This window comes from Burkholderia sp. YHN3-13, from assembly GCF_055810675.1.
In genome coordinates, this window is record NZ_JBVVNQ010000026.1 from 14,861 (window position 1) to 30,160 (window position 15,300).

The window sequence follows — 15,300 nt, forward strand, 5'->3', positions numbered from 1 at the left end:
GGAAACGGCACGCTCGCGTGCCGTTTTTTTATTGACGGCCGTCAAGGTGCGCGTCGGTGGATCGTCGATCATCGCGGTTCCGATGTTCCGACGAGGTTTCAGATGACCGTACGCAGTTCCTTTCCGCCGCTGACGATTCGCGGCCGCACCTTGTTGCCCGTCGTGCAGGGCGGCATGGGCGTCGGCATCTCCGCACACCGGCTGGCCGGCAGCGTCGCGCGCGAAGGCGCGGTCGGCACGATCGCGAGCATCGACCTGCGCCACCATCATGCGGACCTGCTCGCACGCTGCCGCGCGCAACCCGATCGCGCGACGCTCGAGGCCGCGAACCGCGAGGCGCTCGCGCGCGAGATCCGTCTCGCTAAGACGTACAGCGAAGGGCGCGGGATGATCGCGGTCAACGTGATGAAGGCGGTGAGCGCGCACGCGGACTACGTGCGCGTCGCATGCGACGAGGGCGCGGACGCGATCGTGATGGGCGCGGGCCTGCCGCTCGACCTGCCCGATCTCACGCAAGGGCACGACATCGCGCTGATCCCGATCCTGTCGGACAGCCGCGGGATCGCGCTGGTGCTGAAGAAGTGGATGAAGAAGGGGCGCCTGCCCGATACGATCGTGATCGAGCATCCGGCGCACGCGGGCGGCCACCTCGGCGTCACGCAGATCGACGACATGCACGACGCGCGTTTCGATTTCGCGCGGGTGCTCGACGAGACCGCGCAGGTGATGGCGTCGCTCGGTCTCGAACGCGAAACGATTCCGCTGATCGTGGCGGGCGGCGTAAACAGTCACGACACGGTGCGCGCGGCGTTCGCGGCCGGCGCGAATGGCGTGCAGGTCGGAACGCCGTTCGCGGTGACGGAAGAAGGGGATGCGCATCCGCACTTCAAGCGCGTGCTTGCCGATGCGACGCCCGACGACATCGTCGAATTCGTCAGCGTGACGGGGCTGCCCGCCCGCGCGGTGAAGACGCCGTGGCTCGATCGTTACCTGCGCAACGAGACGCGCATTCGCAACAAGCTCGGCGCGTTCAAGCAGCGTTGCCCGACCGCGCTCGAATGCCTGAGCGTATGCGGGCTGCGCGACGGCATCGAGAAATTCGGCCACTTCTGCATCGACACGCGGCTTGCGGCCGCGCTGCGCGGCGACGTCGCGAACGGGCTGTTCTTCCGCGGCCGCGAAGCGTTGCCGTTCGGCCGCGCGATCCGCAGCGTGCGCGATCTGCTCGACCTGCTGCTGACCGGCAGTGCGACCGAGCCTGCGGCAAACCGTCCCACGTTTACGCTGGCTTGACCAATATCAAGATGACGAAAAGACCCTACATGGAGAATGGAAACCATTCTTTGGGGGTCCGTACCATGCATAAAACGATTCGAACTTGTGTCACCGCAGCCGCCGTCGCGGCCACCTTCGTCGCGATGCCGTCGCTGTCGCACGCGGCGTCGCCCGGTGACGGCATCAACCAGGGTGACGTACTGGTCCGGCTTCGCGCGATCAGCATCCAGCCGAACGAGCGCGCGAGCGATACGCTCGGCGCGATCAACACGGGCGTGAACAACGCGATCGTGCCGGAGCTCGACTTCACGTACATGATCCGCGACTACCTCGGCGTCGAGCTGATCCTCGGCACGTCGCGGCACCAGATGACGTCGAGCCTCGGCAATCTCGGCGGCGTGGGCGTGCTGCCGCCGACGCTGCTGCTGCAGTATCACTTCAACCACGCGGGCAAGGTGCGGCCGTACGTCGGCGCCGGGTTGAACTACACGTACTTCTACAACAACGGGCTCAACGTCGGCGGGGAGGGCGTGTCGATCAACAAGAGCAGCTTCGGCCCCGCACTGCAGTTCGGCGTGGACGTGCAGCTGACGAAGAAGGTGTTCATGAACGTCGACGTGAAGAAGATCTGGATGAGCACCGATGCGACGCTGGGCGACAAGGGCATCGGCACGCTGCACATCGATCCGCTGATCGTCGGCGTGGGCGTCGGGATGAAGTTCTGACGCGGCAGGAAAAGAACAGAGTTGGGGTTGGCGGCATGGCGGTCGGCATGCCGCTCTTTTTTTGTGCGGCGAATTTACAGCTTGTCGTACTGGAAGCGCATCGCGGTGCCTTCGCGCGTGATGCGCTCCCACACCGCGCGCTTTTCGTCGTCGCTCAGGAACACCCAGTTCGACACTTCGGCGGCCGTGCGGCCGCAACCCTTGCAGACTTCGTCGAAGAGGGTCGAGCACACGCCGATGCAGGGGCTGTCGGGCAGGTCGTGGAGATTGGAGGCCATCGGAAGGGTTCGCGCGGTTGAATCGTGAACCGCCATTTTAATGCATCGCGGCCGCCGGGTCGGCCGGCGCCGGCCGGCATGCGATCCCGGTGCGCCGGCGCGACCGTCCGGCCGCGCGCCCGGTATGCAACCGCGGTTTCGCCCCTGACCGTTTTTCCCGGTGGACAGATGCCGATTACCCGATAGAATTCCCCCGGAACGCCCCGCCGCGCGGGCAGCCTGGCTGGCTGGCGGCGGGAATCTGTTCCGTTTGCGCGACACCGGCATGTTTTTTTTGTGACGGCGCGCGAATGATGGTAGTTTTCGGGGTTTTCGAGGGGTGGCGCGCCAGAATGCGCCGCCATGACGAGGCAGACGACAGCCGGGCAACGTGTCCGGCCGGAGGGAGAACGGGATGAAAGCAAAGGTAGTGGGCCGGTTCGCAGCGCTCGCGCTGTGCGTGGGGGCGTCGGCGGCAGCGGCGAAGGATACGCAGCTCAATGTCTATAACTGGTCGGACTACATTGCGAAGGACACGATCCCGAACTTCGAGAAGCAGACGGGTGTCAAGGTCCGCTACGACAACTACGACAGCGACGACACGCTGCAGGCGAAGCTGCTGACCGGCAGCTCGGGCTACGACATCGTCGTGCCGACCAGCAACTACGCGGGCAAGCAGATCGCCGCCGGCATCTTCGCGCCGCTCGACAAGTCGAAGCTGCCGAACCTCAAGTACCTCGATCCGCAACTGATGGCGCTCGTCGCCGGCGCGGACCCGGGCAACAAGTACTCGGTGCCCTGGGCGTACGGCACGACCGGTCTCGCGTACAACCTGACGAAGGCGCAGCAGGCGCTCGGCAAGGTGCCGCTCGACAACTGGGACATCCTGTTCAAGCCGGAAAACCTGTCGAAGCTGAAGACCTGCGGCGTGTCGGTGCTCGACGCGCCCGACCAGATGTTCGCGGCGACGCTGCACTACATCGGCAAGGATCCGATGAGCACGAACCCGGCCGACTACAAGGCCGCGATGGAAGTGCTGAAGAAGATCCGCCCGTACATCACGCAATTCAACTCGTCGGGCTACATCAACGACCTGGTCGGCGGCGACATCTGCTTCGCGTTCGGCTGGTCGGGCGATGTCGTGATCGCGAAGCATCGCGCGATCGAGGCGAAGAAGCCGTACAAGGTCGAGTACTACATTCCGAAGGGCGGCGCGCCGGTGTGGTTCGACGTGATGGCGATCCCGAAGGACGCGAAGAACAAGGAAGCGGCCCTCGCGTGGATCAACTACATCGAGGACCCGAAGGTACACGCGGCGATCACGAACGCGGTGTACTACCCGAGCGCCAACGCCGAGGCCCGCAAGTACGTGCGGCCCGACGTCGCGAACGACCCGGCCGTCTACCCGCCGGCCGACGTCGTGAAGACGCTGTTCCTGCTCAAGCCGCTGCCGCCTGAAATCCAGCGTCTGCAGACGCGTTTGTGGACCGAGCTGAAGTCGGGCCGCTGACGCGAGCCGAAGTGAACCCGCAGTCATGAAGCCCCTGGTGCCCCCGGGGGCTTTGTTCGTCTAACGCAGGAGAGAAGCAGCACATCATGAATAGCCAGTCGGGTGCGCCGGTCGCGGGCGCGCCGTTCTCCGTTTCCTCCTCCGGCGCCGATGCGCGCGCCGAGAACTTTGTCCAGATCGTCGACGTCGTCAAGAAATTCGGCGACACCGAGGCCGTGCGCAGCGTCAACCTGACCGTGCGCCAGGGCGAGCTGTTCGCGCTGCTCGGCAGCTCGGGCTGCGGCAAGTCGACGTTGCTGCGGATGCTCGCGGGCCTCGAGACGGTCACGTCGGGCAAGATCCTGATCGACGGCGAGGACCTCGCGCAGATGCCGCCGTACAAGCGGCCCGTGAACATGATGTTCCAGTCGTATGCGCTGTTCCCGCACATGTCGGTCGAGTCGAACGTCGCGTTCGGCCTGAAGCAGGAAGGCACGCCGAAGGCCGAGCTGAAGGAACGCGTCGCGTCCGCGCTCGAACTCGTGCAGATGAGCAAGTACGCGAAGCGCAAGCCGCACCAGCTGTCCGGCGGCCAGCAGCAGCGCGTCGCGCTGGCCCGTTCGCTGGTCAAGCGCCCGAAGCTGCTGCTGCTCGACGAGCCGATGTCCGCGCTCGACAAGCAGATCCGCCAGCGCACGCAGATCGAGCTCGTCAACATCCTGAACAAGGTCGGCGTCACCTGCATCATGGTCACGCACGACCAGGAAGAAGCGATGACGATGGCGAACCGCCTCGCGGTGATGAGCGAAGGCCAGATCGTGCAGATCGGCTCGCCGAACGAAGTCTACGAATACCCGAACAGCCGCTTCTCGGCCGAATTCATCGGCTCGACGAACCTGTTCGACGGCGTGACCGTCGAGGACGAACCCGACCACGTGTACATCGAATCGCCGGAGCTGCCGAGCCGGCTGTACGTGAGCCACGGGATCTCGGGCCCGCTCGGGATGCCGGTCACGGTGTCGGTGCGCCCCGAGCGGATCGCGCTCACGCGCAAGCCGCCCGAAGGCGCGTTCAACTGGGCGCGCGGCCGCATCAGCAACGTCGCGTACATGGGCGGCTATTCGCTGTATCACGTGAAGCTCGACGCGGGCAAGACGGTGATCGCGAACGTGTCGAGCCTCGCGATTTCCGAGCTCGACACACCGGCGCTCGGCGACGAGATCTACGTGCGCTGGAGCGCGACGGCCGGCGTGGTGCTGACGTCATGAACGCGTTCAAGTCCCTGCTCGAGTGGCCGGTGCGGCGCTTCAACCTGACTGGCGCGTCGGCGGTCGTCGCCGGGCCGTTCACGTGGCTTGTGCTGTTCTTCCTGGTGCCGTTCGTGCTGGTCGTCAAGATCAGCTTCGCGGAGCTGCAGCTCGGCATCCCGCCGTACACGGAACTCGCGTCGTATACCGACGGCGTCGTGCACATCGCGCTGAACCTGTCGCACTACGCGTTCCTGTTCACGGACAGCCTGTATTTCGCGACCTACGTGAACTCGGTGTGGGTGGCCGCGATCACGACGCTGCTGTGCCTGCTGGTCGGCTATCCGATGGCGTACTACATCGCGCGCTCGAATCCGGCGACCCGCAACCTGCTGATGATGGGCGTGATGCTGCCGTTCTGGACGTCGTTCCTGATTCGCGTGTACGCGTGGATCGGCATCCTGAAGAACAACGGGCTGCTGAACAACTTCCTGATGTGGATCGGCCTCACGCACACGCCGATCGAGCTGTACCGCACGAACTACGCGGTGTACATCGGGATGGTGTACTCGTACCTGCCGTTCCTCGTGATGCCGCTCTACGCGCACCTCGTGAAGATGGATCTGCGCCTGCTCGAGGCCGCGTACGACCTCGGCGCGAAGCCGTGGAAGGCGTTCGTGCAGATCACGCTGCCGCTGTCGAAGAACGGGATCATCGCGGGCTGCCTGCTGGTGTTCATCCCGGCGGTCGGCGAGTACGTGATTCCGGAGCTGCTCGGCGGCGCGAACACGCTGATGATCGGCCGCGTGATGTGGAACGAGTTCTTCAACAACGCGGACTGGCCGATGGCGTCGGCGGTGACCTGCGCGATGGTGCTGCTGCTGCTCGTGCCGATGGCGATGTTCCAGCACTTCCAGGCGAAGGAACAGGGAGGCCGTCGATGAAGCCGAACCGTTATTTGCAGTTCGCGGCGCTGTTTGCCGGCTTCGCGTTCCTATACATCCCGATCCTCAGCCTGATCGTCTATTCGTTCAACGAGTCGAAGCTCGTCACCGTGTGGTCGGGCTTCTCGTTTCGCTGGTATGCGGCGCTCGTGCAGGACGACGAGCTGCTGACGGCCGCGTGGCTGTCGCTGAAGATCGGCGTGCTGACCGCGTTCGCGTCGGTGTTCATCGGCACGTGGGCCGGCTTCGTGCTCGCGCGGATGGGGCGCTTTCGCGGCTTCGCGCTGTTCAGCGGGATGATCAACGCGCCGCTCGTGATCCCCGAAGTCATTCAGGGGATCTCGCTGCTGCTGCTGTTCATCGAACTGGCGAAGTGGATCGGCTGGCCGGCCGAGCGCGGCGTGTTCACGATCTGGCTCGGCCACGTGATGCTGTGCATCTCGTACGTCGCGATCATCGTGCAGTCGCGCGTGCGCGAGCTGAACCCGTCGCTGGAAGAGGCCGCGCTCGATCTCGGCGCGACGCCGCTGAAGGTGTTCTTCACGATCACGTTGCCGCTGATCTCGCAGGCGCTGATCGCGGGCTGGCTGCTGTCGTTCACGCTGTCGATCGACGACCTCGTGCTGTCGGCGTTCCTGTCGGGCCCCGGCTCGACGACACTGCCGCTCGTCGTGTTCTCGCGCGTGCGTCTCGGCCTGAATCCGGAGATGAACGCGCTCGCGACGCTGTTCATCGTCGCGGTGACGGCCGGTGTCGTGATCGCGAACTTCGTGATGCTGCGTCAGGAACGCAAGCGGATGGCGGGTTACGCGGGCTGACGGACAGGCCGCGGCCGCGATGAAAAACGCCCGGTGCCGACGACGAGTCGGGCCGGGCGTTTCGTTTGGCGACGCGTGCGCGGCACCGCCGGTGGCTCATGCGCCGAACGCGGCTTTCGCCAGCAACCCGAGCGCAACGCACACGAGCACGGCCGCGAAGCCGGCCTGCACGTGCCGCGCGGCGAGGCGGCGCGACGCGCCGCGGCCGGCGGCCATGCCGAACGCGGTTGCGACGGTGAACCACAGCGTCACGTCGAGCGGCGCACGTGTGCCCGACACGAGCGTCGCGAGCACGCCGCCCGTGCCGACCAGCGCGATCACCATCAGCGACGTCGCGACCACGCCGTGCATCGATACATTCGTGAACTTGCGCAGCATCGGCACGATCACGAAGCCGCCGCCGACGCCGAGCAACCCCGTCATCAGTCCCGTCATCGCGCCGGTCGACGCCAGCGCCACGACGACCGGCCAGGACCACACCAGCCGGCCCGTATCGGGATTCACGCGGCCGACGCACAGCGGCGACGCGTCGGCGTCGACCGCCGCCTGCCGCAGCGCCTGCCGCAACAGGCGGCCGGCGACGACCAGCATCGTCAGTGCGAACAGCGTGAGCAGCAGGCGCTGCGGCAACATGTGCGCGAGCCGTACGCCGAGCGTGGTCAGCGGCACGCCGGCCACGGCCATCAGCAGCGCCGCGCGATAGCGCACGAGCCCGCGGCGGAAGCCTTCGAGCGCACCGAGCGCGGCACTGCCTGCTACCGCGACGAGCGCGACGGGCGTGGCCTGCTGCATCGGCCAGCTCATTCCGACGACGAGCGCGGGCACCGCGAGAATGCCGCCGCCGGCGCCGGTCAGCCCGAGCACGGCGCCGACGAAGCTGCCCAGTACGAGGGAAATCAGCATGACGTCATCGCGCTCCGGTCAACGTGCGACGGCGGGCTTCGCGAGCCATTCGCGGCCCTTGAGCATCGCCTTCCAGTAGAGCGGCGGCAGCACGCGCTCCTTGAGCAGCCACGCGAGCCGCGACGGGCGCTTGCCGTCGATCAGCCATGCGGGGAAAGTGGGCGCGACCTTGCCGCCGTACAGGAATTCGGCGAGCACGATCTTGCCGCGCTCGACGGTGAGCGGGCATGAGCCGTAGCCGTCGTACGCGGCATCGCCGTGCGCGCGGCCGAGCGACGCGAGCAGGTTGTGCGCGACGACGGGCGCCTGCTTGCGGGCGGCGGCGGCCGTTTTCGCATTGGTCGTGTTGGTGACGTCGCCGAGCGCGTAGACGTCCGGAAACTGCCGGTGCCGCAGCGTCGCCGGATCGACGTCGATCCAGCCGGCCGCGTCGGCGAGCGGGCTCGAACGCACGAAGTCGGGCGCCTTTTGCGGCGGCACGACGTGGATCATGTCGAACCCACGCACGACGGTTTCCTTGCCGCCGTCCGGCAGCGTGCGCGCGAACGTCGCCTGGCGTGCCGGGCCGTCGATCGCGACGAGGTTGTGGCCGAACGACAGCGCGATGTCGTAGCTTTTCACGTATTCCATCAGCGCCGGTACGTAGTCGGCGACGCCGAACAGCGCCGCGCCCGCATTCAGGAATTCGACGTTCGCGGCGTCGAGCCGGCCCGCGCGCCGCCAGTGGTCGCACGACAGGTACATCGCCTTCTGCGGCGCGCCCGCGCACTTGATCGGCATCGGCGGTTGCGTGAACAGCGCATGGCCGCCGCGGAACGCGCGCACGAGTTCCCACGTGTACGGCGCGAGATCGTAGCGGTAGTTCGACGTGACGCCGTTGCGGCCGAGCGTGTCGGCGAGGCCGTCGATCGCGTGCCAGTCGAGCTTGAGTCCCGGGCACACGACGAGCTTGCGGTAGCCGATGCGGCGGCAGCCGTCGAGCACGACCGTGTGCGCGTCGGGATCGAAGCCCGCGACGGCGGCCTGGATCCGGTGCACACCGCGCGGCAGCACGTCGGTCATCCGGCGTGCGGTGGTTTCCGGCTGGAACACGCCCGCGCCGACCATCGTCCAGCCCGGCTGGTAGTAGTGGACGTCGGCCGGATCGATCACCGCGATGTCGAGCGACGCGTCGCGCGCGAGCAGGCTCGACGCGACCGCGATGCCGGCCGCGCCCGCGCCGACGATCACGATGTCGTGCCGTGCGTCGACGACGGGTGGCGCGGCTTGCCGCCCGCCCGGTGCGATGCGCGACGCGATTCCGCCCAGGTCGTAGCCGGCCGCGCCGGCCGTCGCGACGATGTCGTTCAGCGGCCGCAGGCCCGCCTGCGACAGCGCCCACAGCGTGGCCGAACGCGTGCCGCTGCGGCAGTAGGCGAGCACCGGCCCGTCGAGCGACGCGAGCAGCGCGCCGAACTGCGCGGCCTGGTCGTCGGTGACCTTGCCGGTATCGACCGGCAGGTAAAGCACGTCGATGCCGAGCGGCGCGGCCGCCGCGCGGATTTCGGTGACGGTCGGCTGGTCGGCGCCTTCGCCGTCCGGCCGGTTGCAGACGATCGCGCGGATACCGGCCGCGTGAAGCGCGGGCAGGTCGGCCGCGGTGATTTGCGGCGAGACCGACAGCGTGTCGGTCAGCTTGCGGATGGAGGTCATGTCGGGGTCTCGGTAGGGGCAGCGCGTGCGGCTCAGATCGCGTCGAGCGGGATCTTCAGGTAGCGCACGCCATTGTTCTCGGGCTCGGGCAGGTGGCCGGCACGCATGTTGACCTGCACGGACGGCAGCATCAGCACGGGCATGTCGAGCGTCGCGTCGCGTGCGGTGCGCATCGCGACGAAATCGTCCTCGGTCACGCCGTCCTTCACGTGCACGTTCGCGCGGCGCTGCTCGGCCACCGTCGTCACGAACTGCACGTCGCGGCCGCCCGGCTGGTAATCGTGGCACAGGTACAGGCGCGTGTCGGGCGGCAGCGCGAGCACGCGCGCGATCGAGCGGTACAGCGTGCGTGCGTCGCCGCCGGGGAAGTCGCAGCGGGCCGTGCCGTAGTCGGGCATGAACAGCGTGTCGCCGACGAATGCCGCGCGCTGCGTCGCGTCGTCGACGCAGTAGGTCATGCACGCGGGCGTGTGGCCCGGCGTGTGCAGCGCGCGGATCGTCAGCGCGCCGAGCGCGAGCGTGTCGCCGTCGTCGACGAGCCGGTCGAACTGGCGGCCGTCTTCCGCGAAGCCGGGGCCGGCGTTGAACAGCGTGCCGAACACGTGCTGCACGCGGCGCACGTGCGAACCGATCGCGATCCGGCCGCCGACTCGCGCTTTCAGGTACGGCGCGGCCGACAGGTGGTCGGCGTGCACGTGCGTTTCCAGCAGCCACTCGACGGTTGCGCCGAGTTCGGCGACGCGGGCGATCAGCCGGTCGGCGCTGGCCGTGCGCGTGCGGCCGGATGTCGGATCGTAGTCGAGCACGCTGTCGATCAGCGCGCACGCGCGGCTGTCGGTATCGAGCAGGAGATAGCTGACGGTGTGGGTCGCCGGGTCGAAAAAGCCTTCGACCGACAGGGCGGGGGCGTTGCTCACGGGGTGTCCTCGATCGGGTTCTGCATCTGCAATCGCGATCTTTACTTCAAGAAGCGTGCCAGCCAGCGGTGCGGCATCGGCCGATCAGGCAGGGGCTTGATTCGGCTCGGGTTTTCGGTGCGTCGGCGGCCTCGTGATGGTGGCAGCGACACCCGGTGGCGGACGAAGACTGCCACAACTGGCAGTGTCGTGGCAGAATTGGCAGTCCGCCTGGCAGTCCGCCAGGGCGCCCCTTCACCGAGCGAGCCTCCGCATGCATCCGCACGACACCATTCCGATCGTTCCCGCGCCGCGTCGCGACGCGCTGCCGGACGTGCGCGCGCTCGTCGCTTATCTCGAGCAGGACCCGCAGCCGATGATCGTGGTCGATCCCGACTACCGCATCCTCGCGGCGAACGAGGCGTACCGGCGCCAGTTCGGTGTAGCCGGCGTCGAGCACGTGGGCCGGCACTGTTTCCAGGTTTCGCATCACTACGACGTGCCGTGCGACCAGGCCGGCGAGCATTGCCCGATGAAGCAGGCGCTCGAGTCGCGCGGGCTGAACCGCGTGCTGCACATCCATCACACGCCGCGCGGCCCCGAGCATGTCGACGTCGAGCTGCGGCCGATCTTCGATGCGGACGGCAACGTGATCGCCTATGTCGAGCGGCTGACGACGGTGCGCAGTGCATCCGCGCAACCGAGCGCGGAGGGGCTCGTCGGCGGCTCCGACGCCTTCAATGCGGCGCTCGGCGCGCTGCAGCGCGTCGCGCCGTCGACGCTGCCGGTGCTGCTGCTCGGCGAATCGGGCACCGGCAAGGAACTGTTCGCCCGCGCCTTGCACGAGGCGAGCGATCGCGCGATGGGGCCGTTCGTCGTCGTCGATTGCTCGGGGATCGCCGAGACGCTGTTCGAGAGCGAACTGTTCGGTTACGAGAAAGGCGCGTTTACGGGCGCGAACCAGCGCAAGCCGGGCCTCGTCGAAACCGCGCAGGGCGGCACGCTGTTTCTCGACGAGATCGGCGACGTGCCGCTGCCGATGCAGGTGAAGTTGCTGCGGCTGATCGAGTCGGGCACGTTCCGGCGCGTCGGCGGCGTCGAGGCGCTGCGCGCCGATTTCCGGCTCGTCGCGGCCACGCACAAGCCGCTGCGCGAGATGATCGACGACGGCCGGTTCCGGCAGGATCTCTACTACCGGATCAACGCGTTTCCGATTCCGCTGCCGGCGTTGCGCGAACGGCAGGGCGACGTCGCGCTGCTGGCCGAGTCGATCCTGCGACGGATCGCGAATGCGCGCGGCAAGGCAGGCGACGCGAATGCGCGGCCGTACAGGCTGACCGAACACGCACGCGCGTGCCTCGACGCGTATGCGTGGCCCGGCAACATCCGCGAGTTGCGCAACGTGCTCGAACGCGCGTGCCTGTTCGCGGACGACGGGACGATCCGGGTCGAGCATCTGCCGGCCGAACTGGTCGCGGCAGCGGCGGCGCCGCAAGATCCCGCGGCGGACGCGCGCGACGTGCCGGACGCGGAACTCGTGCGTATCGCGCGTACGTTCGACGGCACGCGCAAGGCGCTTGCCGAGCGGCTCGGGATGAGCGAGCGGACGCTGTACCGGCGGATTAAGGCGCTCGGCGTAGGTTCGCGCGAGCGTTGAACGCGCATGTCGCGCGCGGCTGGCAACGGTACACGGGTTTGCCGATAATGACGTATTCCCGTTCCGCCTCTTCGCCGATGAACCGACGCTTCCTTTCGCCTTGCCTGTTTCTTGCGGCCGCCGTCTCGTGCAACCCGGCCCAGGCCGCCGACTATACGTGGACCGATGCGGCCGGCGCGCACGCGGTGACGCTGGCCAGGACCGAGTCCGGCGACGATGTCGAGCTGAAGGTGGCGGCGACGCTCGACGGCCATCCCGACTGGACGGTGCGCGACTACGTGAAGGCCTGTCCGGTCGACGTGATCCTCGACGTCGTACCGAAGTCGATCGAAATGCGCGACCTGCTCGGCAACGGCCGCAAGCAGTTCCTGTTCGCGTACAAGATCGGCTGCCGCGGCGACGTCAGTGCCGATCAGGTCAAGTATTTCCTGGTGGACGCCGGCACGAAATACGTGCTGCGCGGCGAGGAAACCGTGACGGTCAACGGCAAGTTCGTCGACGGCGGCGCGGCGCCCGTGCCGAACGCGGACCTGAAGGCGCAGCCCGTGCTTCTGCGTTACATGACGAAGCGCTGGCGCGGGATCAGCGCACGCAACGACTAGGCCGGCGGCCGATGCGTGCAGGGTGAGCGGGCGGCACACCGCGGCCCGTCCGCCGCCCGCCTCGTCATGCGCTCAGCGCACGGGCGCCAGTTGCGCCATCGCTTCGCGCACGAAACCGAGCAGCGTCTCGTCGGTCCACGAATCCTTCGTCAGCGCCGGCTCGTTCATCAGCGCCGCGCGGAATTTCGCGTGCGTGGCCGGATCGTGCCCCGCGTAGCTGCGGAACAGTTCGAGCCAGCGCTGCGCGAGCGCGCGGCCTTGCGGCGAATCGGGCCGCGTGCCCGCGTCGATCGCGTCGCGCACGTCGGCCATCAGTTGCGGCCATTCCATCGCACGTTCGGCGTAGTGCGCGCGCATGAAGCGGATCTCGTCCGGCGCGAGGTACGGCTCGAAGAGCCGCATCTTCGTTTCCGACGATGCGCGCAGCACATAGTCGCGCAGCGCGGTCGAGATGCCGATCTTCGACTGCATCGCCGGTTCGTGCTCGTGCATCCGGTTGAGCTTCGCGAGCAACCGCGGATCGTTGTTCGTGTCGCGCACGAGCAGCGCCATCCAGCGTGCGGCGAGCGCACGCACGCGCTCGTCCTCGGCGGGCACGCCCGCGTCGTACAGCGCACGGACCTCGTCGACGAGCGCGATCCATTCCGCGTCGCCCGTCTGGCTCTTCCGGTACATCGGCATGCGCGCGAGTTCTTCCTCGGAGAAATATTTGTCGTACACGGTCATCAACTCCAGTGTGGTGAGCCAATCGGCCAGTTCCGGCTCCGTGCCCGCCGCGAGCTGCGCATGCAGGTTCACGAGCCGCTCGCGCAGCTGCGCGGTCTGCGCCAACTGACGGTCGAGCAGCGCGATCTGCTTCGCGACGAGCTCGACGAGCGGGGTGCCGGGCTGGTTCAGGTGATCGCCGATTTCGGCGAGCGACAGGCCGAAGCGACGCAGCGCCTGGATCTGGTGGAGCCGGGCGATGTCGTGGCGGTCGTACAGCCGGTAGCCGTTGTCGGCGCGCGCCGAAGGCGTCAGCAAACCGATTGCGTGATAGTGATGAAGCGTGCGGACGGTCAGCCCGCTGCGTTTCGCCAGTTCTCCCACTTTCAGCCGCATTCGTTCCTCCGTTCGGTGCGCACACTGGAGTCTCGAACGTTACGCTACGTGAGGGTCAAGCGGAAGATCGGCATTCGGCGGCCGGACGCGTGCGGGGTCGCCGCACGCGTCCGGCCGAAGGAGCCGGTCATGGCGTCGAAGGGGCGGTGTCGGGCGCGGCGGCGTGGGCCTGCTGACCGGTTGCGGCATCGCCGGCCGTGCTGCCGGTCTTGGCGGATGTGTCGCCGTTGCCGGCCGGCGGCGTGCCCATCGCCTGGTACAGCCGCGCGGTATCCGCGAACCGCGCGCCGGTCGCGCGGATCTCGTCGAGCCGCGCGTTGCGGTACTGCAGCTCGCTCGCGCGCGCGGCCGACGGCGGCAGCGCGCCGAGCCGCACGCGGGCCGCCGCGTCGTCGTATGCGCCGCGCGCGGAAAGGGCGGCACGCGACGACGCATCGAGCGCTTCCGCATCGTGTTCGAGCGCCGCCAGTGAATCGGCGACGTTCTGGAACGCGCCGAGCACGGCCTGCTTGTACTGGTCGACCGCGGCCTCGTAGGTCGCCTTCGCCGCACGGCGCTGCGCGAGCAGCGCGCCGCCGTGGAAGATCGGCTGGCTCAGCGACGCGCCGACGTTCCAGATCGCGCCGGCGCCCGACAGCATCGTCGGCCAGCTGAAGCCGCCTCGTCCCATCGCGGCCGACAGCGACAGCTGCGGGAACATCTGCGCGGTCGCGAGGCCCACTTCGGCCGCGGCTGCCTTCAGCCCCGCATCGGCCGCCTGGATGTCCGGGCGGCTTTTCAGGAGGTCCGACGGCACGACGACGGGCACCTGCTCGGGCAGATGCAGATCGGCGAGCGCGAGATCGGCCGGCGGCCGGTCGGGCGTGCGGCCGACCAGCACCGCGAGCGCATGCCGCGCCGAGTCGCGCTGCTGGCGCAGCGCGGGCAGGCTCGCCGCGAACGTGTCGGCGCTTTGCCGTGCGTTCAGCGCGTCGCTGCGCGACGCCGAGCCGAGCGCATAGCGGCGTTCGGCGTCGTGCGCCTGGTCGTTCGCGAGCGCGACGAGCCGCTCGGTCGTGCCGATCTGCGCGTTGAGCACCGACACGGTGATCGACGCGGTGACGATGTTCGCGGCCAGCGCGCGCCGCGCGGATTCGAGCTGGAACGCGCTGACGTCGACGCGTTTCGCGAGCGCGCGGTTCGCGAAGCGCGACACGCCGAACAGGTCGATCGTATAGCTGGCCTGCAGTTGCCCGACGAACGTGTCGTACAGCAGCGTCGGCGCGCCGAGCGCGGGAATCGGCACGCCGAGCGCGCGCTGGCGTGTCGCCTGGGCGCCTGCGTCGATCGACGGCAGCATCGAGCTGCCGATCTGCCCGCGCAGCTGTTCGCGCGCGGCGTCCAGCGAATGCGACGCCGCGCCGAGCGTCGGGCTGTTGCGCAGCCCTTCGTCGACGAGCGCGTTCAGCGCGTCGGAGCGGTACTGCTTCCACCAGTCGGGCACCGGCTGCGCGCCGACTTCGAACTGTTGTGCGACGCCTTGCGCGGATACGGTCTGCTGTACTTGCGGCACGGTGCCGTAGTGCGCGGGCGACGGCATCGCGGGCGGCTCGCCGCTCGGCGCGAACCACGCGCAGCCCGCGAGCGGGCCGGCGAGGCTCGCCACCGCGAGCGCCCGCACGGCTTTCGTTTTCAGGTTCATCGATTCATCCATG

The 15,300-nt window shown here is 68.1% G+C and carries 14 protein-coding genes; 8 read left to right on the forward strand and 6 right to left on the reverse strand.

Annotation, left to right across the window (positions count from 1 at the left end; translation table 11 throughout):
- The first annotated feature begins 102 nt into the window (after positions 1 to 102).
- Together AC0KUR_RS34265 and AC0KUR_RS34270 are read left to right on the forward strand one after the other, a co-directional pair.
- Complete coding sequence (locus tag AC0KUR_RS34265) at positions 103 to 1,293, forward strand: NAD(P)H-dependent flavin oxidoreductase (protein WP_473377126.1); 1,191 nt, start codon at positions 103 to 105, stop codon at positions 1,291 to 1,293.
- A gap of 65 nt (positions 1,294 to 1,358) precedes the next feature.
- The gene (locus AC0KUR_RS34270; protein WP_034186808.1) at positions 1,359 to 2,000 is read left to right on the forward strand and encodes an OmpW/AlkL family protein; all 642 of its coding nucleotides are present in this window, start codon (positions 1,359 to 1,361) and stop codon (positions 1,998 to 2,000) included.
- Between the two features lie 74 nt (positions 2,001 to 2,074).
- Here the strand turns inward: AC0KUR_RS34270 and AC0KUR_RS34275 are convergent, their stop codons facing one another.
- Positions 2,075 to 2,278, reverse strand: a complete 204-nt coding sequence (locus AC0KUR_RS34275) for a DUF1289 domain-containing protein (protein WP_006493160.1) — start codon at positions 2,276 to 2,278, stop codon at positions 2,075 to 2,077.
- Positions 2,279 to 2,672: 394 nt separating this feature from the next.
- Between AC0KUR_RS34275 and AC0KUR_RS34280 the strand changes: the two genes are divergently transcribed.
- The 4 genes from AC0KUR_RS34280 (at position 2,673) to AC0KUR_RS34295 (ending at position 6,755) form a co-directional block, all read left to right on the forward strand.
- Positions 2,673 to 3,767 (forward strand): polyamine ABC transporter substrate-binding protein, encoded by a 1,095-nt coding sequence (locus tag AC0KUR_RS34280; RefSeq protein ID WP_034186809.1) that lies wholly within the window; start codon positions 2,673 to 2,675, stop codon positions 3,765 to 3,767.
- A gap of 86 nt (positions 3,768 to 3,853) precedes the next feature.
- Positions 3,854 to 5,014: an ABC transporter ATP-binding protein gene (locus tag AC0KUR_RS34285; RefSeq protein WP_034186810.1), complete on the forward strand. Its 1,161-nt coding sequence runs from the start codon at positions 3,854 to 3,856 to the stop codon at positions 5,012 to 5,014.
- Complete coding sequence (locus AC0KUR_RS34290) at positions 5,011 to 5,937, forward strand: ABC transporter permease subunit (protein WP_034186811.1); 927 nt, start codon at positions 5,011 to 5,013, stop codon at positions 5,935 to 5,937. Before AC0KUR_RS34285 ends, AC0KUR_RS34290 begins: the two co-directional genes overlap by 4 nt.
- A complete protein-coding gene (locus AC0KUR_RS34295) occupies positions 5,934 to 6,755 on the forward strand; it encodes an ABC transporter permease subunit (protein WP_034186812.1) in 822 nt (273 codons plus the stop codon). Before AC0KUR_RS34290 ends, AC0KUR_RS34295 begins: the two co-directional genes overlap by 4 nt.
- Positions 6,756 to 6,851: 96 nt before the next feature.
- On the opposite strand, the gene AC0KUR_RS34300 is transcribed toward AC0KUR_RS34295, so the two are convergent.
- Genes AC0KUR_RS34300 through AC0KUR_RS34310 form a run of 3 tightly spaced genes read right to left on the reverse strand, consistent with a single transcriptional unit; the run spans position 6,852 to position 10,267 of the window.
- Positions 6,852 to 7,658, reverse strand: a complete 807-nt coding sequence (locus AC0KUR_RS34300; protein ID WP_049031625.1) for a sulfite exporter TauE/SafE family protein — start codon at positions 7,656 to 7,658, stop codon at positions 6,852 to 6,854.
- Between the two features lie 18 nt (positions 7,659 to 7,676).
- The gene (locus tag AC0KUR_RS34305) at positions 7,677 to 9,350 is read right to left on the reverse strand and encodes a bifunctional protein tyrosine phosphatase family protein/NAD(P)/FAD-dependent oxidoreductase (RefSeq protein ID WP_343726722.1); all 1,674 of its coding nucleotides are present in this window, start codon (positions 9,348 to 9,350) and stop codon (positions 7,677 to 7,679) included.
- A 32-nt stretch (positions 9,351 to 9,382) separates the two neighbouring features.
- Positions 9,383 to 10,267 carry an MBL fold metallo-hydrolase gene (locus tag AC0KUR_RS34310; RefSeq protein ID WP_034186815.1) on the reverse strand — a complete coding sequence of 295 codons (885 nt, stop codon included), beginning with the start codon at positions 10,265 to 10,267 and terminating at the stop codon, positions 9,383 to 9,385.
- Positions 10,268 to 10,520: 253 nt separating this feature from the next.
- On the opposite strand from AC0KUR_RS34310, the gene AC0KUR_RS34315 reads away from it, so the two are divergent.
- Entirely contained in the window at positions 10,521 to 11,903 is a 1,383-nt protein-coding gene (locus AC0KUR_RS34315; protein ID WP_473377127.1) for a sigma-54 interaction domain-containing protein, read from the forward strand.
- Positions 11,904 to 11,980: 77 nt separating this feature from the next.
- Positions 11,981 to 12,505 carry a M949_RS01915 family surface polysaccharide biosynthesis protein gene (locus AC0KUR_RS34320; protein ID WP_034186817.1) on the forward strand — a complete coding sequence of 175 codons (525 nt, stop codon included), beginning with the start codon at positions 11,981 to 11,983 and terminating at the stop codon, positions 12,503 to 12,505.
- A 72-nt stretch (positions 12,506 to 12,577) separates the two neighbouring features.
- On the opposite strand, the gene AC0KUR_RS34325 is transcribed toward AC0KUR_RS34320, so the two are convergent.
- Together AC0KUR_RS34325 and AC0KUR_RS34330 are read right to left on the reverse strand one after the other, a co-directional pair.
- Positions 12,578 to 13,606 (reverse strand): MerR family transcriptional regulator, encoded by a 1,029-nt coding sequence (locus AC0KUR_RS34325; protein ID WP_059557632.1) that lies wholly within the window; start codon positions 13,604 to 13,606, stop codon positions 12,578 to 12,580.
- Positions 13,607 to 13,733: 127 nt separating this feature from the next.
- Positions 13,734 to 15,299 (reverse strand): efflux transporter outer membrane subunit, encoded by a 1,566-nt coding sequence (locus AC0KUR_RS34330; protein WP_059557633.1) that lies wholly within the window; start codon positions 15,297 to 15,299, stop codon positions 13,734 to 13,736.
- Position 15,300 lies beyond the last annotated feature (1 nt).